The organism is Bacillus sp. FSL R5-0603, assembly GCF_038050295.1.
GTDB lineage: Bacteria > Bacillota > Bacilli > Bacillales > Bacillaceae > Bacillus > Bacillus subtilis.
Window position 1 is genome coordinate 2709341 of the sequence record NZ_JBBOYP010000001.1, and the last position, 23305, is coordinate 2732645.

A 23305-nucleotide genomic window follows, 5' to 3' on the forward strand; every position below is an offset into this window, starting at 1 on the left:
TTTAACTGAACCAATGGAATTGCGACAGGCTTCCAAGCAGGAAATAATTGATCATCAGCACCAGAAAACAAGCCGTATTCCACAGTGCAGCGACCTTTCCTTGCAGCTCTTTAATCAGCCTGATATAAAGATAATAGCTGTACAGCAGCAGGACGACAAACGAACCAAGCACTTTGGCGTCAAACCAATACAGCGTTTCTAGTGAGACATATGCCCAAATGACGCCGAGAATCAAACTCAGCAGCAGCATCGGAACCCCGATGACATTTAAAACATACGCCATATAATCAAGCTTAGATAAATCTTCTATTCTCAACAGCCATTTTCCCCACTTTTTCTTTTTCAGCAGATGATATTGAAACATATATAGCACAGAAAAAACGAAAGAAAGGGAGAAAGCGCCGTATGAAAGAATCGCCATTGTAATATGAATCACCAAAAGCTCGGATACAAGCTGCCCGGAAAAAGCAGCTGACTGCTGCTCTGTCGGTGAAAATGTGTGAATGGCGATCATAGAAAATCCTATAACATTTGTAAAAAACACGATAAAGTCAACACGTAAAAGCTTTGTCAGTACCAATGACAGCGTGACAAGCACCCAGGCATAAAAATAAAGCGCCTCCGTCACATTTAATACCGGAAACCGCCCCGTCACCCACATAAAATAGGCCAAATACACGGTTTGCAGAGTCCAGACAATAGAAAGCAACCAGAAGGCCATTTTTCCAGCCTTCCGGTTGTGTTGAAGAAAATCTATAAAATAAAAGAGTACACTTAACGCGTAAATGACGATTGTCCCCTCATTAAGTCTTGCCATTGCAGTATCAATCATTCAGCTTTCACTCACTTACAAGTGGGCTAAAGCCCGCTTTTGATTCAGCCTTCTTAAAAGAGTGGACCTTTTGGCTGCTTTCAACGGTTTTCATCATTTGACGGCCCGCAGCTTCTTCAATATCAAAAATCTGCATAAACAACGCGAGCTTTTCTTCCGAATCAGCATCTGCCGCAAGCTCTTTCACCTTTAAAATCGGATCACGAAGCATTTGGTTAATAATACTTTTGGTGTGTTTGTTCAACAGTTTTTTCTCTCTTGTGCTTAAGTGAGGCAGCTTACGCTCAATGCTGTCCATCGTTTCTGACTGGATGGCAAGCGCCTTTTCGCGCAATGCAGAAATAACCGGCACAACACCAAGTGTATTCATCCATTGTTTAAATTCCACAATGGTTTCTTCAATTAACAGTTCAACTTTTTCAGCTGTTTCTCTCCGCTCTTTCATGTTCGCTTCCACAATGCCTTCCAGATCGTCGATATCATAAAGAAAAACACCTTCAAGATCATTCAGCGCCGGATCAAGATCTCTAGGCACGGCAATGTCGACCATAAACAGCGGACGTCCCTTGCGAAGCTTATTCGCGTTTTCCATCATCTCTTTGGACACGACAAATTCACTTGCACCGGTTGAACTGATTAAAATATCAGCCTCCGCAAGCGCGCTTTCAAGCTGATTCAAGCTTCTCGCTTCACCTGAGAAACGGTCTGCAAGCTCCTTCGCTTTCAAGTATGTTCGGTTAATGACAGTGACCTTGCCGATTCCCTGTCCGTGCAGGTTTTCCGCAGCAAGCTCGCCCATTTTTCCCGCACCGAGAATCAATATGTGCTTGCTTGAAAGATTTCCGAAGATTTTTTTGGCAAGTTCAACTGCAGCATAGCTTACTGACACCGCATTTGAGCCAATGTCTGTTTCGGCGTGAGTCCGTTTGCCCACTGTAACCGCCTGCTTAAACAGCTCATTAAAAATAGTCCCGATCGTTTTTTCTTGCTGAGCTGTTTTAAAGCTGTCGCGTACCTGTCCGAGAATCTGCGTTTCGCCAATCACCATAGAGTCAAGTCCGCAGGCTACACGGAATAAATGCTCAACAGCGGCATCGCCCTCATAAAACGTTAAAAACGGTGACAGCTCTTCTTTGCTTAATTGAAACCAATCAGCTAAAAACTTTTTTATATAATAACGGCCGGTATGGAGCTGGTCGACTACCGCATAAATTTCAGTGCGGTTGCAGGTTGAGACAATGATGTTTTCAAGAATGCTTTTCTCTTCTTTCAGCTGCACCATTGCTTCTGCCAGCTCATTCGGCTGAAAACTTACTTTTTCACGTATCTCAATAGGGGCGGATTTATAATCTACTCCCACAACAAGTATATGCATCGCTCTAATTACACCCCCAACACCCAATCTTAATTTATAATCATTCTAACATAGAACTCATTATTTATAATAATTATAACATAGTTTCTTTCACAAAATGTGAACAGATTTTAAAATTCTTATGCTATATTAGAAAAAGCTTCAGGGAAAAGAAGCATTCCTATTGACAATACCAAAAACAGCAGAAATTTACTACACATCAGCTCTAAAAAACAAGAAGGTGATATCATGAAACAAAAATCAATTTTATTCCCTTGTCTGCTGCTTGCCGCTTCTGTATATGCATGGCTAGAAAGCGGCCAAGCCGAACTGTTTTCAAGGCAGGATCAATGGCCTGTTCTCCTCATGCTGTTAGGCGCAGCCTTTGTATATCAAGGAAAAAAAGAAGCCGTCACACCCCATTTTTTTATTGGTTTGCTTCTCTTCGGGATCGGTTTACACTTTTTTGCCAAGCCGAAGTGGGTATGGTGGCCGGATGATTTTGAAATGCTCCTCTTTATGATCGGCTTCTCACTTCTCGTTTCAACCGTTCAAAAAAAAGAATATGTATATGAAGCTGTGTCGATGATTTGTTTTTCCCTGTTTTTGTACTTTTTCAAACAAATTATGGCATGGCTTGAGTCTGCGCATATTCCAACAGCGCTTCTGAAGGAGTATTGGCCGTTTGTCTTTATTGGGATCAGTTTATTGTTATTATTGATAAAACGAAAAAAATCTATACGATAAATAAAACCGGTAGAGGATCCTCTACCGGTTTATCATTTTTTTGATCGCTCCCCAAGCTTCGTCTTTTCCCTTTTTCGTTTCCGAGGAAAAGAGAATCAGCTCGTCTTCCGGATCAATATTTAATGTTTGTCGGACAACCTTCGCGTGTTTGTCCCATTTGCCTTTCGGGATCTTATCCGCCTTTGTAGCGATAACAATAACAGGAATGCCGTAATACTTTAAAAATTCATACATCTGTACATCATCATTAGATGGCGCATGCCGCAAATCAACGATCTGCACCACAGCTTTTAATTCCTCGCGTGTCGTGATATAGGTTTCAATCATTCTGCCCCATGCTTCACGCTCAGACTTTGACACTTTGGCAAAACCGTAGCCCGGCACATCCACAAAATGCAGCTCATCATTGATAATGTAGAAATTAAGCGTTTGTGTTTTTCCTGGCTTTGATGACGTTCTCGCAAGATTTTTACGATTGATTAATGAATTGATAAAAGACGATTTTCCTACGTTCGATCTTCCGGCCAATGCGATTTCCGGAAGCCCCCCTTCAGGGTACTGTTCCGGTTTTACTGCACTGATCACGATTTCTGACTTTGTGACTTTCATTTCTTCTCTCCTACTAAGGCATGTTCCAAAACCTCGTCTAAGTGGGACGCCAATATAAATGTCAGCCCCTCCCTGACGCTTTCCGGAATATCCTCTATATCTTTTTCATTATCTTTAGGCGCAATAATGGTCGTTAATCCCGCTCTATGTGCGCCAAGCGCTTTTTCCTTCAAGCCGCCGATCGGCAGCACGCGCCCGCGAAGCGTGATTTCTCCAGTCATGCCAACTTCACGCGAAACCGCCCGTCCCGTTAAAGCAGAAACAAGCGCTGTTGCCATCGTAATACCGGCTGACGGACCATCTTTTGGCACCGCACCCTCTGGTACATGTATATGAATATCATACTTCTCATGAAAGTCAGGTTCAATGCCAAGTTCTTCTGTTTTGGATCGCACATAGCTGAATGCAGCCTGAGCAGACTCTCTCATAACATCTCCGAGCTTTCCTGTCAGGATTAATTTCCCTTTCCCCGGAGAAAGCGATACTTCAATCGACAGCGTATCTCCGCCAACGGTTGTATAAGCAAGCCCTGTCACTACACCAACCTGATCCTCTGTTTCAGCTTGTCCATATCTGAAAATACGTTTTCCGATAAAGTCTTGAAGGTTCTTCTCAGTAACCGTAATCCGTTTTCGCTCTTCAGCAACAATGGCTTTTGCAGCTTTACGGCAAATCGCGGCAAGCTGGCGTTCAAGGCTTCTCACACCAGCTTCTCTCGTATAGTAGCGGATAATATCAAGAATCGCCTGATCACGCAGCTGCAGGTTGCTTTTCTTCAGCCCGTGTTCTTTGATTTGCTTTGGAAGCAAGTGATCCTTTACGATTTCAAGTTTTTCTATTTCTGTGTAGCCTGCGATATTAATAATTTCCATTCTGTCTCTGAGCGGACCCGGGATTGTGGCCAAATTGTTCGCCGTTGCGATAAACAGCACTTTGGATAAATCAAAGGTTTCTTCAATATAGTGATCACTGAAGCTGCTGTTTTGCTCTGGATCAAGCACTTCAAGCATAGCGGATGATGGGTCTCCTCTAAAATCAGATGACATTTTGTCAATTTCGTCTAATAAGAAGACCGGATTCAGCTTGCCCGCTTTTTTCATCCCTTGAATAATACGTCCAGGCATTGCTCCGACATAGGTCCGTCTGTGTCCGCGTATCTCTGATTCATCCCGTACTCCTCCGAGTGAGATTCTGACGAATTTGCGTCCCAAGCTTTTTGCAATTGATTTGGCTAAAGACGTTTTTCCGACACCTGGAGGTCCTGCCAAACAGAGAATCGGGCCTTTCAGAGATTTGGTCAGCTTCTGGACAGCCAAATATTCTAAAATACGTTCTTTTACTTTTTCAAGCCCGTGGTGCTCTTCGTCCAAGAGACGTCCTGCTTCTTTCAAATCAAGCTTATCATCTGATTCATCCGTCCACGGAAGAGCAACCAGCCAGTCGATATAGTTGCGGATCACGGAGCTTTCCGCAGAACTTGACGGAATTTTTTCATATCTGTTCAATTCTTTAAGCGCTGTTTCCTTCACATGATCAGGCATGCCTGCTTCTTCGATTTTTTCCGTCAGCGTCTGAACTTCGCCAGTTTTGCCTTCTTTATCGCCAAGCTCTTTTTGGATCGCCTTCATTTGTTCTCGTAAGTAGTATTCCTTCTGCGTACGCTCCATCGAACGTTTGACGCGCTGGCCGATTTTTTTCTCAATCTCCAGCACTTCTTTTTCATTATTAATAAAATCAATGACCTTGTTCAGCCTGTCTTTGACATCAGCCGTTTCTAAAATATCCTGCTTATCCTTTAGTTTAAGGGGCAGATGAGAAGCAACGATGTCTGCCATTCTCCCCGGCTCTTCGATATCAGTAACCGCGGCGTACGTTTCGGCCGAGATTTTTTTAGAAATTTTTATGTACTGATCAAAGTGGTCTAGCAAAGTCCGCATCAATGCTTCGTCTTCTGTATCTTTTGAATCATCTTCATGAATAAGTTGAATGTCGACCGACGTGTAATCCTCGTGTTCATTGTATTTGACGATATGGGCGCGCTTGAGGCCCTCCACCAACACACGAATCGTACCGTTCGGAAGCTTCAGCATTTGCTTAATTTTTGTATAGGTGCCGACAGTGAAAATCTCGTCTTCACCAGGTTCGTCTATCGAAATATCCTGCTGAGTGGCTAAAAATATCATATGGTCATGCATCATTGCCTGTTCAAGAGCCTGAACCGACTTGTCACGTCCTACATCTAAATGCAAAACCATCGTCGGGTACACTAATAAACCTCTTAAAGGGAGGAGCGGGATGCTGCGTTTTAATTCTTCTGCCATGTGACTGACACCTCCGTGACTTTAGTATGAACCATTATAATACAACTTTTTCATCCTTGTACAATAAACGGCATGGTTCCATTTTCTATAAAACAGTCTCCTCGTAGTATACCCTTTCTTTCTGATATGAAAAAGGAAAAGATGTCCTTCATGAAAAAAACCCTATTATCAAAATAGGGTTTAAACAGATTCTTTATTGATTTCAATATGAAACGGTTTTTGTTCCGTTGGCGGATTCACTAAAATTTCATCAAGCACTTCTTGGAATGTCTTCACTGCAATAATCTCGATCCCGTCAATCTGCTTTAAGATGGCCTGCTGATTTTCATATGGGATAATCACCTTTTTCGCACCGGACTGCTTGGCCGCTTTTATTTTCGGAATGACGCCTCCGATGGGTTTCACAAGACCGTTCAGGCTGATTTCGCCCGTCATCGCAACGGTATTGTCAATAGGAATTTTGTGTATCGCCGAGAAAATCCCCGCCGCCATCGCAATGCCTGCTGACGGACCATCAATCGGAATCCCTCCTGGGAAATTGATGTGAATATCATAATCAGAAGGCTTCATTCCCATTGTCCGGAGCACGGTTAATACATTTTCAACCGAACCCTTCGCCATGCTTTTTCGTCTGATTGATTTTGATTGGCTGCCGATGCTTTCTTCTTCAGCTATTCCTGTGATGTTAATTGATCCTTTATCTTGAGCCGCGGTTACACTCACTTCGATTTCCAGAAGCGATCCGCTGTTAGGCCCATAGACTGCAAGCCCATTTACAATGCCAACCTGTGGTTCAACACCGATTTTTTGCTCGTGCTTTGGAGTAAGCTGACTGGAGTGAATGACCCATTCAATATCCTCAATCGTAATGTCCTTCCGATTCTCCGTTACAGCCATCCCCGCTGCGATTTGAATCATATTGACGGCTTCCCGCCCGTTCCGCGTGTAGCTGGTCAAAAGATCCAGTCCTTCTTCGGAGATATTTTTTTCAATTTTATCCGCTGCTGTTTTAGCAACCGTTTTCAGCTCGTCCTTTTCAAGCTCGCGGAAAAAAACCTCCAAACAGCGGGACCGGATAGCTGGCGGAATTTCGTTTGGCATTCTCGTGGTCGCGCCAATCAAGCGAAAATCAGCCGGCAGCCCATTTTGAAAAATATCATGAATATGATTCGGAATTTGTGTATTTTCCTCACTGTAATACGCACTGTCTAAAAAGACTTTTCTGTCCTCAAGCACCTTCAGCATTTTATTCATTTGAATAGGATGCAGCTCCCCTATTTCATCAATAAACAGCACACCGCCATGGGCATGGGTGACAGCTCCCTGCTTCGGCTGCGGAATCCCAGCCTGTCCCATCGCTCCGGCCCCTTGGTATATCGGGTCATGGACAGAGCCGATGAGCGGATCGGCAATTCCTCTTTCATCAAAACGGGCTGTTGTCGCATCGAGTTCCACAAAAACAGCCTGCTCTTTAAACGGTGATTGTTTATGTTTTTTTGCTTCTTCCAACACAAGCCGCGCAGCAGCCGTTTTCCCAACTCCCGGTGGCCCATAGACAATCACATGCTGAGGATTTGGCCCGCATAAAGCCGCCTTTAATGCTTTAATGCCGTCTTCCTGTCCGACGATATCTTTAAAGCTTTTGGGGCGGACCTTCTCAGATAATGGCTCGGACAAGCTGATAGCGCGCATTTTCCGAAGCTGCTCCATTTCCTTCTTTGATTCTTTATCTATCGTGACCTTTTGTGTCCTTTGATTTTTAAGCAAATTCCAAAAATACAAACCGATAATGATCCCAAAAAACAGCTGAATAAATAACGCGATCCCTGTCCAACTCATGGTGGTCCCTCCTGAAAAACAATTTATGTATCCAATTCATTCCTCTGATTGCTAGTATCTCCCATAGAAAACGGGAATAAACGTTTTTCCAGAAGAGTTGCATGCAAAAAAACCTCCTGAGTGTTACCACTCAGGAGGTTTGTGCTTATCTTTATGCAGATGTTTTATCTTGACTTACCTCAGTGCCGTCTTTTAATAAGAGGCGAGGAGGCTCTCCGTGTGTCACAGTTGCCCCGGTAATTACACATTTTTCAATGTCATCACGAGAAGGCAGCTCAAACATCACATCAAGCATGATGCCTTCAATGATAGAACGGAGTCCGCGTGCTCCAGTCTTGCGTTCAATTGCTTTTTTAGCAATTTCAGAAAGCGCTTCTTCTTCAAACTCAAGCTCAACGTTGTCAAGCTCAAGCATTTTCTTGAATTGCTTAACAAGAGCGTTTTTCGGTTTTGTTAAGATCGCAACCAATGCTTCTTCGTCAAGCTTTTCAAGGCTTGCAATAACCGGAAGACGTCCGATAAATTCAGGAATTAGCCCGAAACGGAGCAAATCTTCTGGAAGCACTTTTGAAAGAAGATCTTCTTTCTCAAGATCAGCAGCTTTATTGTCGGCACCGAATCCAATCACTTTTTGGCCTAAACGGCGTTTGATGATTTGTTCGATACCATCGAAAGCTCCGCCGCAAATGAACAAAATATTTGTTGTGTCAATTTGAATGAATTCTTGATGAGGATGCTTACGTCCACCTTGAGGCGGCACGCTTGCCACTGTACCCTCAAGAATTTTAAGCAATGCCTGCTGTACACCCTCACCTGACACATCACGTGTGATAGACGGGTTTTCAGATTTTCTAGCCACTTTATCGATTTCATCAATATAGATAATGCCTTTTTCGGCTTTTTCCACATCATAATCAGCAGCTTGGATGAGCTTCAAGAGAATATTCTCTACATCTTCACCCACGTATCCAGCTTCAGTCAAAGATGTAGCGTCTGCAATTGCAAACGGCACATTTAAAATGCGAGCCAATGTTTGCGCCAGAAGGGTTTTACCGCTTCCCGTAGGACCGATTAATGAAATATTACTTTTTGAAAGCTCAACATCATCAACTTTGCTGTTAGAGTTAATGCGCTTATAGTGGTTATACACAGCCACAGCAAGTGATTTCTTCGCTTGATCTTGGCCGATGACATATTCATTCAAAATTTCACGAATTTCCTGAGGCTTTGGTACGTCTTTAAATTCTACTTCTTCTTCTGTTCCGAGTTCTTCCTCTACAATTTCAGTGCAGAGTTCGATACATTCGTCACATATATATACACCAGGTCCAGCTACAAGCTTACGAACCTGATCTTGTGTTTTTCCACAGAACGAGCATTTTAATTGTCCTTTTTCCTCGTTAAATTTAAACATTCTTTCACCCCTTAATCTTGTCTCACTTTTTCTTTTACCGGCAGAGCAAAAGAAAATGATTCTTGAAACGAACGAGTATGTATTGCATTTTACCATACTTTCCAAAAAGACGGTAACAATGTGTTTCTGACTTGCACATTCTATATGTATGACAAAAAACAGCCCTGCATTAACTATATTGCCCCAAGAAAAAGAGATAACTCATAATTGTACAAAACAAGGCACGAATGATTCGCGCCCTGTTTTATTAGTACTATTATTATGCACCATATTAACGGTTTTCTACAAGAAAATCAATTGCTTTGCGAACTTTTAAATCTTCTTTCATCGCGTCAGTAGAACCGATGGCTTGTTTAATATTTTCAACAGGCATGTTGTATGCTTCAGCCATTTTAGTAAGCTCAGCATCAACTTCCTCATCTGATACTTCAAGGTTTTCCGCTTTCGCAATCGCCTCAAGAGTCAGGTTAGATTTTACGCGTTTTTCAGCATCTTCTTTCATTTGCTCTTTAAGCGCAGCTTCATCTTGACCTGAGAATTGAGTGTAAAGCTCAAGGTTCATGCCTTGCATTTGCAGACGCTGTTCGAATTCTTTCAGCATGCGGTCAAGCTCAGTGTCGACCATTGCTTGCGGAACATCGATTTCAGCATTTTCAGAAGCTTTCAGAACAAGCTCTTCACGCAATTTAGCGTCAGCTTCGTTTTCTTTTGCTTCTTCTAGACGTTTCTTTGTTTTTTCAGTTAATTCAGCAAGTGTTTCCACTTCTTCATCGATATCTTTTGCGAATTCATCGTCAAGCTCAGGAAGCTCTTTCGCTTTGATTTCGTGAATTTTCACTTTAAACACAGCTGGTTTGCCTGCAAGCTCTTCAGCGTGGTATTCTTCTGGGAATGTCACTTCAACATCCTTTTCAGCGCCTGCTTCAAGACCAACTAACTGATCTTCGAAGCCAGGGATGAATGAGCCAGATCCTACTTCAAGAGAGTAGTTTTCAGCTTTTCCGCCTTCGAAAGCTTCGCCGTCAACGAATCCTTCGAAATCAAGAACAACTGTGTTTCCTTCTTCAACGGCGCCTTCTTCTTTTACAACAAGCTCAGCTTGACGCTCTTGAAGGGCTTTTAGTTCGTTTTGAACATCTTCGTCAGTTACAGTTGTGTCGTCTTTTTCAATGCCCAGGCCTTTGTATTCGCCAAGCTTCACTTCAGGTTTTACTGTTACTTTCGCAGTGAAGATTAAGCTTTCGCCTTTTTCGATTTTTTCAACATCGATTTCAGGACGGTCTACAGGCTCGATTCCAGCTTCTTCAACCGCTTTAGGGTATTCTACAGGAAGAAGAATATCCAAAGCATCTTGGTAAAGAGCTTCTACGCCAAAGCGCTGTTCGAATAATCCGCGAGGAATTTTACCTTTACGGAATCCAGGAATTGAAACTTGTTTTACTACTTTTTTAAATGCATCATCAAGTGCTGTTTTAAACGTTTCAGCATCAACTTCAACCGTTAAAACGCCTTCGTTGCCTTCTTGTTTTTCCCATTTTACAGACATGTGTTTCCCTCCAAAAATCTATTCAGGTTGTGTCGGTCTTCCATTCTAAAGCAATCATTCGGCTTCGTCCAACAAAAACAAAGCTGCCAAAGATCAGAATCATTATGTATAGATGTTAATAATGAACTGCAAAGCCTGTCCAACCGTATTTCTTATAACCCGTTATACACAAATACAACCACTATATTATAACATAACACATAGCGCTTTCAACTATATGGCGCGATTTACAAATAAGAAATTTCTTCAATATCTTTTAACATTGTGCAAGCTTCATCGAGTTCTCTGTCGGTAAATTCATACATCATATGAAGTTCTTCGCTTTCAATTTCAATCCCGTGCATCTCGTAACCGACTTTATGAAGGGCAGCCGCCCAAAGGTCAGCCGACAGCAATTTCGGCTGGAACGGATATAAAACGTACAAATGTCTTCTCCACAATTCTTCTACTGCTGCATATAAGGTTGGATTTTCATTTCCAAGTGTCTCATCCAGCACCCTGAGAACACGGTGCAGAATCGGCGCGGCATCAGGCGGAACAATCTCAGACGGTTCAATTGTCAACGACTCGCCAAATTTACTAATGTGTACAGGTTTACTGTACTCATGCTCAGCCAACAGCATGACAATCATCGTTTTGATAATCGGATGGGCTGAGGGGTCTTGAAGGATTGTTTTAAGCAATCCTGTATACTTTGCTACGTTACGGTCTTTTAAGGAATGAATGAGATTCATTTGCTCCTCAGGGCTTGCCAGCACTTTCTCGGTGTCAATTGTATCCTCATATTCTTCGGCCCAAGCCTCGTCCTCACGATCCGGATCGGTCATTTTCCGGCTGAAATCCAGCAGCTTATAAAATTGCTCGGCGCTTTCTGCCGGCAGCTGATTTTCTTCCAAAACGGCTTCAATGGTGCTTTTGACTTCCTCGTATTTTTTGAGCTGAATTAAGATGGTCATGTACACCTGCAAAACCGTAAAATAATGGCCATAACCTTCTTTGAGCATCTTCTCGCACACGCTTTTTGCCTCTTCCAACTCGCCCAGCTCTAAAAAGCAGATGGCCATCCCTAAGTGAAGATCGGCTTCAGTATCATCATATTTCATCGCGTCTGAAAACAGTTCAAGCGCTTCTTGATACTTTTTTTCCTTTAGTGATGACATTCCTTTTTCCACAAGGCGGTCTTTCAGATGAGGAAAAGGAATAATTTTTGCGTTCTTCTTGTCATGCGTCATACCTATATTCCTTTCAGGCATTTATTTTGTTCAAGTGTATCAACACCTGTGAACAAACACAAGAAATGAAAGGTTTCATCAGGCAAAAAAAGCCGCCGGACAAATACCGGCCGCTTTTTCAGGCTTGAAGCCAAGAGCTTCTTTGTGATTCAAATTGCTTGATTTCATCCTCCAGCAGCAGCGTTAATGAAATTTCATCATATCCGTTGATCAGCATCTCTTTCCAATGCGGGTCAACTTCAAATGAAATTTGATTGCCTTCACTGTCATGAATCAGCTGATTTTCAAGGTCAACAGTCATTTGCAATGACTTGTTTTCATACTGGCCGACAAGCTGTTTCCAATTGTCATATGGCATGCGGATCGGAAGCATGCCGTTTTTAAAGCAGTTCTGATGAAAAATATCAGCAAATGACGGCGCAATGATAATTTTAAACCCATAATCATCAAGTGCCCACGGAGCGTGTTCACGCGATGACCCGCAGCCGAAGTTTTCTCCTGCTATTAAAATGGAAGCTCCTTGATAAACAGGCTGGTTTAATTCAAATTCAGGGTTCGGTTCACCATTCGCATCATATCTCCAGTCAAAGAATGCAAAACGCCCGTAGCCTGTTCTTTCAATCCTCTTCAAAAATTGCTTAGGAATAATCTGGTCTGTATCCACATTGATCCGATTTAATACGGCTGCTTTCCCCGTATGTGATTTCAAAGGTTCCATCTCGCGCACTCCTTACACAACTGTTTTTTCCTGATAAAACTTTCTGACATCAACGAAGTGTCCGTGAATGGCAGCCATCGCAGCCATTGCCGGGCTGACGAGATGTGTTCTTGCACCTTTTCCTTGTCTGCCCTCGAAGTTGCGGTTAGAGGTTGATGCACAGCGCTCTCCCTCAGGAACAACATCATTATTCATACTCAAACACATGCTGCAGCCTGACTCTCTCCATTCAAATCCAGCTTCCAAGAAAATCTGGTCAAGCCCTTCTTTTTCAGCCTGAAGCTTCACGCTTTGGGATCCGGGCACGACGATGGCCCTTACGCTGTCAGCTACCTTCTTCCCTTTGATCATGTCAGCAGCCTGTCGAAGGTCAGTCATGCGGGAATTTGTGCAGGAACCGATAAATACGTGCTCCACTTTAATGTCTTCAATTTTCTGATGAGGAGTCAGTCCCATATATTCATAAGCACGAATCGCTTCTTTTTTATCATCTTCTGCAGAAAAGCTTTCCGGCGCAGGAACTTCAGAATCGACAGGAAGAACCATTCCCGGGTTAATGCCCCATGTCACCATAGGGGAAATTTTGTTGCCGTCAAGGACAATAGATTTATCGTAAACAGCGCCCGGGTCTGTGCGCAGCGCCTTCCATTCAGCTACGGCCTTGTCAAATTCTTCGCCTTTTGGCGTGTACTTGCGATTTTTGCAATATTCAAACGTCACCTCGTCAGGCGCAATCAAACCTGCTCTTGCTCCTGCTTCAATTGACATGTTACAAACGGTCATTCGTTCATCCATCGTCATATTTCTGAATACTTCCCCAGTGTATTCAATGACGTAGCCTGTGCCGAATTTCACACCGTATTTGCCGATGACAGCAAGGATGACATCCTTTGCCGTTACCCCTTTTTGAAGCGTTCCATCTACGCGCACTTCAAGTGTTTTTGGACGCTGCTGCCAAAGTGTCTGTGTGGAAAGGACATGTTCAACCTCACTCGTCCCGATTCCAAATGCAAGAGCGCCGAAAGCGCCATGTGTTGATGTATGACTGTCCCCGCACACAATCGTTTTCCCTGGAAGCGTTAAGCCTAGTTCAGGTCCGACGACATGGACAATCCCTTGATCCACACTGTGAAGATCGGCAAGACGCACGCCAAATTCCTCACAGTTTCTTTCAAGCGCCGTTACCTGGCGTTTCGCAACTTCATCCTTTATCTCAAAACGATTGACAGTCGGGATGTTGTGGTCCATTGTCGCAAATGTGTTTTGGGGTCTTCTGACCTTTCTTCCCTTTTGTCTCAAGCCTTCAAATGCCTGAGGAGACGTCACCTCATGAATGAGGTGCAAATCAATATAGAGAAGATCCGGCTTTCCCTCACCATGTTTTACAATATGCTGATCCCAAATCTTTTCGATGATTGTTCGAGGCATCATCTTTTATTTCCTCCCTCTACCTAGAGCTAAGACCGCTTAACGTAAGCTGTCACACATTAGAAATTGTATTTTCACTCATGATTGCTGCCTTAACTTCCTCTGTAATGGCCTGAGTGCTGCTGAACTCTTCACCCCGTGCCAAGTCTCTTGTTCTTTTTCCGGAAGCCAAGACTTTGTTTACCGCATCTTCTACAGCTTTCGCTTCCTCTTCAAGCCCGAAAGATGTCCTCAAAAGCATTGCCGCTGACAATATGGCTGCGAACGGATTTGCCATCCCTTTACCAGCAATATCAGGCGCGGAGCCATGAACAGGTTCAAACAGATGAAGACCAGAGCTTGATAGGCTGGCTGACGGGAGCATTCCGAGCGAGCCTGTAAGCATGGACGCTTCATCGCTTAAAATATCACCGAACATATTTTCAGTCACAACGACATCAAATTGATTCGGTGCATAGATTAGCTGCATGGCCGCGTTATCCACAAGCATGTGCTCAAGCTTCACATCAGGAAACTCTTGTGCAACGTCCTCAGCCACTTCACGCCACAGCCGGCTTGATTCAAGAACATTCGCTTTATCTACAGAGGTCACTTTGCCTTTTCTGGCTGCCGCCATTTTGAAGCCCTCTCTGATCACTCGTTCAATTTCCGTTCGCTTATAAAACAGTGTATCTACTGCTTCCTGCTCACCTTCAGTGTTTACATAGCGTTTGCTCGGCTGGCCGAAATACAAGCCGCCTGTGAGCTCACGAACGATAACGAAATCAACATTATCTATATATTCTTTTTTCAAAGGCGAAGCGTCAGAAAGGCTTTCAAATACCTTCACAGGCCGTAAATTCGCAAACAAATCAAGCTGTTTTCTGATGCTGAGCAGCCCTTTTTCCGGTCTCAGTTCCGAAGGATTTTGATCCCATTTCGGTCCGCCGACAGCGCCAAGCAATATCGCGTCTGCATTTTTACAAGCAGCAACGGTTTCCTCCGGGAGGGGGTTATGATGTTCATCAATAGCCGCCCCTCCAATCAGGCCATATTCAAATTCAAATTCATGGTTAAAGCGTTCGGCAACACTTTTCAGTACGTCTGTCGCTGATTCTAATACTTCAGGGCCGATCCCGTCTCCGGGCAATAGAGCAATACGTTTCTTCAAGTTTACCGTTCTCCTTTCTTTTATGATCCGACAGCTGTGTGGTTTTTCAATCCGCTCATATTCGACTGGAAAACCAATTGACGGTTTACTGCGTTCAAATAGGCTTTCGCTGATGCTTCTAATACGTCTTGCGCTATGCCCCGCCCTGTTGATTCTTTTCCGTTCACCAAAACTCTTACATACACCTGGGCAAATGCATCTTCGCCTTTTCTGTTAGACTGAATGCGGTAGTCTAAGAGCTCCACATCCTTATCGATGCAGCGCTCAAGCGTATTGTAGATTGCTTCCACGCTTCCAGCTCCAGTTGCAGCTTCCTGAATAAGCTGTGCGTTTTCTTGATTTTTCAAAGATAGAGTAGCCGTAGGGACCTGACTTGTTCCGTAATGTACTTGCAGAGAAAGAAATTCATACCCAATCTTGCGATCTGTTACTTTTTCTTCTAAAATAAGAGAAACAAGATCCTCATCAGTGATTTCTTTTTTCTTCTCAGTCAACTCTTTGAACATCGTAAAGAATTTATTAATCTCTTCACTGTCAAATTGGAATCCTAAAGCAGTCAGCCGGTCTTTAAATGCGTGGCGTCCGGAATGTTTACCTAGGACAAGCGCATCTGCGGTTACGCCGACAAGCTCCGGTGAAATAATTTCATAAGTCGATTTTTCCTTTAAAAAGCCGTCCTGATGGATGCCTGATTCATGAGCAAATGCATTATCTCCAACAACCGCTTTGTTGCGCGGGACAGCCATGCCTGTCAGTTTGCTTACTAAATCACTTGTTCTCTTAATCTCGTTCAGCGTAATACCTGTTTCGACTTGGTAGAAATCTTTTCTGGTATGGAGGGCTACGGCAATTTCCTCTAATGCCGCGTTTCCGGCTCTTTCACCGATTCCGTTCACAGCGCATTCGATTTGATCAGCGCCATTTTCAATCGCAGCAAGAGAGTTTGCGACTGCCATTCCTAAATCATCATGACAGTGGGCTGAAAGCTTTGCTTTGTGAATGTTCGGAACGTTTTCCTTCATATATCTAAAGATATTTCCGTATTCCGCCGGAGCCAGGTAGCCGACAGTGTCCGGAAGATTGATAACACTGGCGCCTGCGTCAATCACTTTTTCGACGATTTCTGCTAGAAACGGCAGTTCAGTGCGGCAGGCATCTTCAGCTGACCATTGCACAATCGGAAAACGTTCTTTTGCGTATGTCACCATTTCAACCGCTCTTTCAATGACTTGCTCACGTGTCATTTTCAGCTTGTGCTTCAAATGAATGTCCGATGTGGCAATAAAAACATGAATTCTCGGGTGAGCACCTTCTTTTAACGCTTCCCAAGCAGCATCAATATCACCTTTTACACAACGGGCCAGACCAGTTACTGAACAATTTTTAATGGTTCTTGCGATTTCCTGAACAGCTAAAAAGTCACCTCGGGACGAAGCGGGAAATCCCGCTTCAATGATATCTGCCCCGAGTCTTTCGAGCTGCTTAGCTATGGCAAGTTTCTCCTGTGTATTTAAGTTCACTCCAGGGGACTGTTCACCATCACGAAGCGTCGTATCGAAAAAATTAATTTTGCGCAACGGAGACCACCGCTTCCTTCTTCTTGCCTTGTTTCACAAACGGCATCATTTCACGAAGCTTTCTTCCCACTACTTCGATTTGATGTTCGTTCTCGCTTGCATTGATAGCGTTGAAACGAGGACGGTTTACTTGGTTTTCGACGATCCACTCTTTTGCGAATGTTCCGTTTTGGATATCTTTTAATACTTCTTTCATAGATTCTTTTACTTTAGCGTCCACAACGCGAGGACCTGATACGAAATCTCCCCACTGTGCTGTATCAGAGATTGAATATCTCATTCCTGCAAGTCCTTCTTCGTACATAAGGTCTACGATTAATTTCAGCTCATGAAGACACTCGAAGTATGCAAGTTCAGGCTGATAACCTGCTTCAGTTAATGTTTCAAATCCGGCTTTGACAAGCGCGCTTAATCCGCCGCAAAGAACTGCTTGCTCACCGAACAAATCTGTTTCTGTTTCTTCTTTAAATGTCGTTTCTAATACACCCGCTCTTGCGCCGCCGATTCCTTTTGCATATGCGAGGGCTTTGTCTCTTGCTTCTCCAGTCACATCTTGATAGATTGCGAACAATGCAGGTACGCCGGCTCCTTGCTCATATGTTCTTCTGACCAAGTGTCCCGGTCCTTTAGGCGCCACTAAGAATACATCTACATCCGCCGGAGGAACAATTTGATGGAAATGCACGTTAAATCCATGAGCGAATACTAATGATTTTCCTGCTGTCAATTCATCTTTGATTTCAGCTTCGTAGACTTTTTGCTGCTGCTCATCCGGAAGCAGAACCATGATGATTTCGGCTTGGGCTGCCGCTTCTTTTACTGAAAATACTTTATGTCCGTCTTCTTGGGCTTGAGTGAAAGATTTTCCTTGTCTAACACCGACGATCACGTCTACTCCGCTTTCTTTAAGGTTCAGGGCATGTGCGTGGCCTTGCGAACCGTACCCGATAACCGCTACTGTTTTTCCAGCCAATACGTTCTCTTTGATATCACCGTTATAATATACTTTTACCATTTCAATCTCTCCCTTGTTATGTTTTATACAATAGATATTGTTTTATTGGATGACGCCTTTTGCTGGGTTCCCCTCGCAAAAGCCGTTGTACCTGTTCTCGCGATTTCTTTAATGCCATAAGGTTTTAATAACTCAATAAGCGCTTCAATTTTGTTAGATTCACCTGTCACCTGAACAACGATGCTGTCTCTGCTGACATCAACGACAGATGCTCTAAACGGTTCTATGATTCCATTAATCTCTGTTCTCGTTGAAGGTGCGGAGACAACCTTGATTAAGGCCAGCTCCCTCTGGACAATCGATTGATTTGTGATGTCTGTGACTTTCAGCACATCAATCTGTTTGTTGAGCTGTTTCGTTAACTGTTCAACATCATTTTCTCCTTCAACGTGAACGACGAAGGTGATTCTGGAAACGCCGGCTGTTTCTGTGTGTCCAACTGTAATGCTTTCAATGTTGTAATGCCTTTTTGTGAATAGACCGGTGATCCGGTTTAACACTCCGGAGCGGTTCACCACAGTCAATGTGATAATTCTTTTCAAGGTTTCACCCCCACCATTTCATGCAGCCCTTTCCCCGGAGCCACCATCGGGAATACTTTTTCTTCGCTGGCAACCCGCACGTCAATGACAACAGGTTCTCTTGATGTTAATGCCTCTTCCAGCTTTTCCTTTGCTTCCGCTTCTGATGAAATTCTGATGCCTTTAATGCCGTATGCTTCGGACAATTTGACGAAGTCAGGCTGAGAAGCGAATTTAGATTCTGAATAACGTTCTTCATAGAAAATTTCCTGCCACTGTCTGACCATTCCGAGACAAGCGTTATTTAAAATCACTACCTTGACCGGAAGATTTAATTCGCGAATAACATCGAGTTCTTGAAGCGTCATTTGGAAACCGCCGTCTCCGACAACCGCGACAACAGTAGCATCTTTTTCGGCCAGCTGTGCGCCGATCGCCGCCGGAAGACCGAATCCCATCGTTCCAAGTCCGCCTGACGTGACCCATTTATCTGCTTTTTGGAACGGATAAAATTGCGCTGACCACATTTGATGCTGGCCTACATCCGTTGCGACAATGGCCTCTCCTTTTGTAAATTGATGAATATATTCAATCAATTTCTGAGGTTTAAAACCTTCTTCTTCATTATCTACATACCAGAGCGGATACTCTTCTTTCCATTCGGCAAGCTGTTTTTTCCATTCGCTTGAATCGCTTTGTTTGCCGTCTTGTTTGATCAGCTCCTGCAGGACAATTTTGCTGTCTCCGACTACAGGAATCTGTGTTTTCATGATTTTTCCGATTTCAGCTGGATCAATATCGATGTGGGCAATCTTTGCGTTTCTGGCAAAGTGTTTCAGGTTTCCTGTCACACGGTCATCAAAACGGGCGCCGATACTGATTAATAGATCACATTCATGAAGGGCCATATTGGCTGTATAAGTACCGTGCATTCCCGCCATCCCTAGGAAAAGCGGATGGTCAGCCGGGAAGCCTCCGAGTCCCAAAAGGGTGTGTGCCACAGGGATTTGCTGCTGTTCAGCATAATTTTTTAATTCTTCTGACGCTTTTCCGTGCAGTACGCCCGCACCCGCCAGGATCACCGGTTTTTTCGCACTGCTCACGGCTTCCACAAGCTTGCGGATCTGCAAATAATTCGGCTCTGTTGTCGGCTGGTATCCCGGGAGATTCATCTCATGATCGTAGCTGAATTCTCCTTCAATTGTTGCTACATCTTTCGGAATATCAATCAATACAGGTCCGGGTCTTCCAGTTGTTGCAATATGGAACGCTTCTTTAATGATGCGCGGCAGATCTTCTGGCTGGCGAACCTGGTAGCTGTGTTTTGTTACTGGCATCGTAATCCCTAAAATGTCTGCTTCCTGAAATGCATCGCTCCCGATTACAGAGGTTGCTACCTGCCCTGTAAAGACAACTAACGGCAATGAATCAATCATGGCATCAGCAAGGCCTGTAACAAGGTTTGTCGCTCCCGGCCCTGACGTGGCAATGACGACACCCGGTTTTCCGGAGACCCTTGCGTATCCCTCCGCTGCATGAATTGCTCCTTGTTCGTGACGGGGAAGGATATGTACCAACCCTGAATTGTATAGCTTATCGTAAATCGGAAGCACAGCCCCGCCCGGATAACCGAAGATCATTTCTACTTTCTCTTTTTTTAATGATTCAATCAGCATTAATGCTCCGCTCATCGTCTGTGTACATTCGGCAGATGCTGAATCCACCTGTACATTAGTCCCCATTTTAGTTCCTCCTTTTGGATTTTCATCCTTTAAAGATCATCTTTTCATTAGCTAGATAGCTGATTATTCAATAAAAAAAGCCCTTCCGCCCACAATCAGCCGCGCAGTAACTGCGATAGCTAAAAGGGGCGAAAAGGCTTTTCTTTCCGCGGTACCACCCTTGTTTACGGCCTATTAATCGGCCGTCTCATGGATATTTCTATCCGCTTTAGTAACGAGTGAATCAAGTTCACCCGGCCAAGTCCTACTGTCATTTCAGACTGGCACTCTGAGGCGAGTTCACCTTGTAAAGCTTCGCCGGTTCTCAGCTAACCCGGTTCTCTGTGGAAAGCTTTTTCAAGGCTACTTATCCTCATCTGCGCTTTTCATATTCAGCCTTCGGAACGGCTTTCCAGCTGTTCAAGAAGGTCGTTTATTTTTCATTTTTTTAGAATCATACTGCGATGATTTTCGCTTGTGAAGCTTGCGTTTATCTTTTGTTGAACTCATATTACGCCGCTTTGGACGCAGTGTCAACAGCATTTTTTAAAATTATTAGACAATTTTGATTAATCAATCTATATTGTATACGCTTTCATTATTGGTACAAAGGGAATTGCAAATGTTAAAAGTTTTTATAATTTTTTTATTAATCTATCAAGAATACACCAGAATTATTTCATTTTATATAAACATGTAAGATTTTATAACACGCTATGGTTCGTATATGGATTGAGTCTGACAGATCATCTTGCAATCCATTTCAATTTCGGATAGGCACCCCTATTATTCCCCGGCATACATTAATGGTATCTTGCAAAGAAAAGGTGATACGATGAATAAATCATTAGCAGACATGCAAGGATTCCCTGCAGGCTTTCCAAGCTTCCCGAGCTTTCCACAGCAGTACTATCCTGCTGTCCCTTCCTTTTACCAGCAAAGCCATCAGCCATTTGGAGGCTACGGATACGGACAGCCGTTCAGCCAGGCATATAGCCCGTTAACCACTCCCTCTGCTATGTACTCCTCTTATCCATACACTTCAGATTTTTTCGGGCAGCAATTTTCAGGCACTGGCTTCAGCGGCCATAGCGGCGGGTTCAGTATTCCGGCGACACATGTCGGCGGTTTTAGCGGAACAGCCGGTGTGCATGGAGGCTTTAGATATTAAAGAAAACTGCAAGGGCCGAACACGATTTCGGCCTCTTTTTTGCTTTCAAGCATCTTTTGCAGCTCATACATTCCAAAAAGGCTTCAATACTGTCAGATTATCTGTCTTTATAGTTGGAAACAGGATGGATTATGGTTAAGATGAATGTTTGAGGAGGAATAAAATGTATATAAAAACAGATGATTTAACTGGACATCAGGTGGTTTCACTGGTGAATGAGCATTTACATAGCATGACGCTTATGTCCCCGCCGGAAAGCATCCATGCCTTAGGTTTAGAGAAACTAAGAGGGCCTGGAATAACATTTTGGAGTGCATGGGAGGGTGATGAACTAGCCGGTTGCGGAGCGCTAAAAGAACTGGACAGCCGGCACGGAGAAATCAAATCAATGCGAACATCTGCATCACATTTAAGAAAAGGCGTTGCCAAACAAATTCTCCAGCATATCATTGAAGAAGCTGGAAAGCGAGGCTATGAGCGGTTAAGCTTAGAAACGGGTTCAATGGCTTCATTTGAACCGGCAAGAAAGTTGTATGAAAGCTTCGATTTTCAGTACTGTGAACCGTTTGCAGACTATGTTGAAGATCCAAACAGTGTGTTTATGACGAAGGAATTGTGAGACGGCTTTATAAGGATAGATAAGTACAGAGGAAGGTCTGTCTATCTCTTACCGTTTTCCCTTCTAAAATTTAATAGAGTAAGTCAACAAAAACCATCCAGCATTGGATGGTTTTTGGGTGGTTTATTTATATTTATTTACTTCGTACATCAAGATGTTTTTAAACACAACATAATCCTTTTTACTTTCAAAAGGCCCTTTGTTGTTGTCATGCTCATCTATTTCATAAAAGCCTGGTCCCTCTCCGGCATCACGCTGCTTGTACCATTTGAGGAATCCGTTCACTTCTTTCATAGACAGCTGATATTCTTTTTGCAAACCGTTTACCATGGTGACAACAAGAAGGGCGTCTCCGTCTTCTGCTGAGTTATCCTCAGAAGGTGTTGTTGATCCTTTGTCCTTATCTCCTGAATTGCCTTCAGAAGGTGTTGTTGATCCTTTATCCTTATCTCCCGGAGTTTCCTCTGAATCGGATGGTATGTTTAAATCTTTTAACGAAATAGATATAACTGATTTAATTTTAGCATTTGCATATCCACCAACAAAACTTGATGTCTCCTCCCTTCCACCGATGACGTAAAGCGTATCATCAATAATGGCAGAAGAATGCGCCATTCTGTATAGTGCTTTCGGATTTGTCACTGCTGTAGCTGATTGACTTTTAGGATCGTACACCTTAATTCGGTTTACACCTCCAGTCATCAGAATTTTTCCTTTGTAAGCAAGCGCAGAATAATACCCTGCTGTGAATCCGGTACCATTTTTTACCCACGTATCTTTTTCTGGATCATAAACATAAACGATTTGGGGAATATAATGCGTTCCGCCAAGTAAATATAGTTTATTATCAATCACTGCTGTAGAAGCTCCAGTTACTTCATAATTTTTTAATGTCTGTTTTTTCTCCCATTTCTTCGTTTCTAGATCATAACTGTAAGTGGTTCCATCAAACCTATTTTCGAAGCCTACCACGTAAATTTTCTTTCCTATAACTTCAGCGTATATTTGATAGGCTGGAACCTTTCTTTCAAAAGGAAGATCATCTAATTTTTCCCACATGTCTTTTTTTGGATCATATACTTCTATTGTGTTGACAGCTCCATCGTTTGACATTCCGCCCAAGACATAAATTTTCCCATCTACAGTAACTGATGCAGCTCCCCCCCTCGCCGTGGGCATGTCGGCTTTTCTTGTCCATTCATTTGTTTTAGGATCATAGACAAACGTTTGATTCCCATAAGTACCAGGTTTTACAGTTCCTCCACCTATCACATATATCTTTCCATCTACTACACCGTTGCTTGCACCGACACGCGGCTCAGGCAAATCTGCTCTTTCTTTCCATTCAACTGTTTCCGCGCTAACTGTTTGGAGCGATTGAAACAGCGTAATAACGAATAAGAAAAAAACAACGAACCATTTTTTCAAAAGAAAACACTCCTTTATTTAATTGTTTCACATAACAAATATCGGCATGACTATGAATTTTTT

19 protein-coding genes and 1 other annotated feature are annotated in these 23305 nt (G+C 43.3%); of the genes, 3 read left to right on the forward strand and 16 right to left on the reverse strand.

Going from position 1 to position 23305, the window contains the following annotated elements; genetic code table 11:
- Window position 1 precedes the first annotated feature (1 nt).
- Both NYE56_RS14050 and hemA read right to left on the reverse strand, forming a co-directional pair.
- Window positions 2-832 (reverse strand): cytochrome c biogenesis protein, encoded by an 831-nt coding sequence (locus NYE56_RS14050; RefSeq protein WP_003222575.1) that lies wholly within the window; start codon window positions 830-832, stop codon window positions 2-4.
- Window positions 833-839: 7 nt separating this feature from the next.
- On the reverse strand, window positions 840-2207 hold the full coding sequence (gene hemA / locus NYE56_RS14055) for a glutamyl-tRNA reductase (RefSeq protein WP_341283996.1): 1368 nt from the start codon (window positions 2205-2207) through the stop codon (window positions 840-842).
- 228 nt (window positions 2208-2435) lie between these two features.
- Here hemA and NYE56_RS14060 point away from each other — a divergent pair, with 228 nt between their 5' ends.
- The gene (locus NYE56_RS14060; protein ID WP_341283997.1) at window positions 2436-2933 is read left to right on the forward strand and encodes a hypothetical protein; all 498 of its coding nucleotides are present in this window, start codon (window positions 2436-2438) and stop codon (window positions 2931-2933) included.
- 21 nt (window positions 2934-2954) lie between these two features.
- Here NYE56_RS14060 and yihA read toward each other — a convergent pair whose 3' ends face one another.
- From yihA to ilvB, 13 genes are all read right to left on the reverse strand, one after another.
- Entirely contained in the window at window positions 2955-3542 is a 588-nt protein-coding gene (gene yihA, locus NYE56_RS14065) for a ribosome biogenesis GTP-binding protein YihA/YsxC (RefSeq protein WP_003229621.1), read from the reverse strand.
- On the reverse strand, window positions 3539-5863 hold the full coding sequence (lon, locus tag NYE56_RS14070) for an endopeptidase La (RefSeq protein WP_341283998.1): 2325 nt from the start codon (window positions 5861-5863) through the stop codon (window positions 3539-3541). Before lon ends, yihA begins: the two co-directional genes overlap by 4 nt.
- A gap of 180 nt (window positions 5864-6043) precedes the next feature.
- On the reverse strand, window positions 6044-7702 hold the full coding sequence (gene lonB, locus NYE56_RS14075; RefSeq protein ID WP_004398923.1) for an ATP-dependent protease LonB: 1659 nt from the start codon (window positions 7700-7702) through the stop codon (window positions 6044-6046).
- 151 nt (window positions 7703-7853) lie between these two features.
- Window positions 7854-9116 carry an ATP-dependent protease ATP-binding subunit ClpX gene (gene clpX / locus NYE56_RS14080; protein ID WP_003229613.1) on the reverse strand — a complete coding sequence of 421 codons (1263 nt, stop codon included), beginning with the start codon at window positions 9114-9116 and terminating at the stop codon, window positions 7854-7856.
- Window positions 9117-9387: 271 nt separating this feature from the next.
- A complete protein-coding gene (tig, locus tag NYE56_RS14085) occupies window positions 9388-10662 on the reverse strand; it encodes a trigger factor (protein WP_014477565.1) in 1275 nt (424 codons plus the stop codon).
- A gap of 227 nt (window positions 10663-10889) precedes the next feature.
- A complete protein-coding gene (gene ddcA / locus NYE56_RS14090) occupies window positions 10890-11894 on the reverse strand; it encodes a DNA damage checkpoint antagonist DdcA (RefSeq protein WP_341283999.1) in 1005 nt (334 codons plus the stop codon).
- A 118-nt stretch (window positions 11895-12012) separates the two neighbouring features.
- Entirely contained in the window at window positions 12013-12612 is a 600-nt protein-coding gene (gene leuD / locus NYE56_RS14095; RefSeq protein ID WP_063335546.1) for a 3-isopropylmalate dehydratase small subunit, read from the reverse strand.
- 12 nt (window positions 12613-12624) lie between these two features.
- On the reverse strand, window positions 12625-14043 hold the full coding sequence (gene leuC / locus NYE56_RS14100; protein ID WP_080529631.1) for a 3-isopropylmalate dehydratase large subunit: 1419 nt from the start codon (window positions 14041-14043) through the stop codon (window positions 12625-12627).
- A 49-nt stretch (window positions 14044-14092) separates the two neighbouring features.
- Complete coding sequence (gene leuB / locus NYE56_RS14105; RefSeq protein WP_015251530.1) at window positions 14093-15190, reverse strand: 3-isopropylmalate dehydrogenase; 1098 nt, start codon at window positions 15188-15190, stop codon at window positions 14093-14095.
- 20 nt (window positions 15191-15210) lie between these two features.
- Window positions 15211-16767, reverse strand: coding sequence for a 2-isopropylmalate synthase (locus NYE56_RS14110; protein ID WP_341284000.1), 1557 nt, complete (start codon window positions 16765-16767; stop codon window positions 15211-15213).
- Window positions 16754-17782, reverse strand: a complete 1029-nt coding sequence (gene ilvC / locus NYE56_RS14115) for a ketol-acid reductoisomerase (protein WP_003222549.1) — start codon at window positions 17780-17782, stop codon at window positions 16754-16756. Before ilvC ends, NYE56_RS14110 begins: the two co-directional genes overlap by 14 nt.
- Window positions 17783-17805: 23 nt before the next feature.
- Window positions 17806-18324 (reverse strand): acetolactate synthase small subunit, encoded by a 519-nt coding sequence (ilvN, locus tag NYE56_RS14120; protein ID WP_004399096.1) that lies wholly within the window; start codon window positions 18322-18324, stop codon window positions 17806-17808.
- Window positions 18321-20045 (reverse strand): acetolactate synthase large subunit, encoded by a 1725-nt coding sequence (ilvB, locus tag NYE56_RS14125; protein ID WP_004398643.1) that lies wholly within the window; start codon window positions 20043-20045, stop codon window positions 18321-18323. Before ilvB ends, ilvN begins: the two co-directional genes overlap by 4 nt.
- A 121-nt stretch (window positions 20046-20166) precedes the next feature.
- Window positions 20167-20413, reverse strand: a binding site (T-box leader).
- 446 nt (window positions 20414-20859) lie between these two features.
- Here ilvB and cotQ point away from each other — a divergent pair.
- Window positions 20860-21195, forward strand: a complete 336-nt coding sequence (gene cotQ / locus NYE56_RS14130) for an inner spore coat protein CotQ (protein ID WP_024572292.1) — start codon at window positions 20860-20862, stop codon at window positions 21193-21195.
- Window positions 21196-21358: 163 nt separating this feature from the next.
- On the forward strand, window positions 21359-21814 hold the full coding sequence (locus tag NYE56_RS14135; protein ID WP_129092571.1) for a GNAT family N-acetyltransferase: 456 nt from the start codon (window positions 21359-21361) through the stop codon (window positions 21812-21814).
- 123 nt (window positions 21815-21937) lie between these two features.
- Here the strand turns inward: NYE56_RS14135 and NYE56_RS14140 are convergent, their stop codons facing one another.
- Window positions 21938-23242: a Kelch repeat-containing protein gene (locus NYE56_RS14140; protein WP_341284001.1), complete on the reverse strand. Its 1305-nt coding sequence runs from the start codon at window positions 23240-23242 to the stop codon at window positions 21938-21940.
- Window positions 23243-23305 lie beyond the last annotated feature (63 nt).

Bases quoted from the DNA above. Each gene is read 5' to 3' on its own strand.
- NYE56_RS14135 (WP_129092571.1), top strand. From the start codon at position 21,359: ATGTATATAAAAACAGATGATTTAACTGGACATCAGGTGGTTTCACTG.
- ilvB (WP_004398643.1), bottom strand. From the start codon at position 20,045: ATGGGGACTAATGTACAGGTGGATTCAGCATCTGCCGAATGTACACAG.
- hemA (WP_341283996.1), bottom strand. From the start codon at position 2,207: ATGCATATACTTGTTGTGGGAGTAGATTATAAATCCGCCCCTATTGAG.
- lon (WP_341283998.1), bottom strand. From the start codon at position 5,863: ATGGCAGAAGAATTAAAACGCAGCATCCCGCTCCTCCCTTTAAGAGGT.
- lonB (WP_004398923.1), bottom strand. From the start codon at position 7,702: ATGAGTTGGACAGGGATCGCGTTATTTATTCAGCTGTTTTTTGGGATC.
- clpX (WP_003229613.1), bottom strand. From the start codon at position 9,116: ATGTTTAAATTTAACGAGGAAAAAGGACAATTAAAATGCTCGTTCTGT.
- leuD (WP_063335546.1), bottom strand. From the start codon at position 12,612: ATGGAACCTTTGAAATCACATACGGGGAAAGCAGCCGTATTAAATCGG.
- cotQ (WP_024572292.1), top strand. From the start codon at position 20,860: ATGAATAAATCATTAGCAGACATGCAAGGATTCCCTGCAGGCTTTCCA.
- leuC (WP_080529631.1), bottom strand. From the start codon at position 14,043: ATGATGCCTCGAACAATCATCGAAAAGATTTGGGATCAGCATATTGTA.
- tig (WP_014477565.1), bottom strand. From the start codon at position 10,662: ATGTCTGTAAAATGGGAAAAACAAGAAGGCAACGAAGGCGTTTTAACG.
- NYE56_RS14060 (WP_341283997.1), top strand. From the start codon at position 2,436: ATGAAACAAAAATCAATTTTATTCCCTTGTCTGCTGCTTGCCGCTTCT.
- yihA (WP_003229621.1), bottom strand. From the start codon at position 3,542: ATGAAAGTCACAAAGTCAGAAATCGTGATCAGTGCAGTAAAACCGGAA.
- ilvC (WP_003222549.1), bottom strand. From the start codon at position 17,782: ATGGTAAAAGTATATTATAACGGTGATATCAAAGAGAACGTATTGGCT.
- NYE56_RS14050 (WP_003222575.1), bottom strand. From the start codon at position 832: ATGATTGATACTGCAATGGCAAGACTTAATGAGGGGACAATCGTCATT.
- ddcA (WP_341283999.1), bottom strand. From the start codon at position 11,894: ATGACGCATGACAAGAAGAACGCAAAAATTATTCCTTTTCCTCATCTG.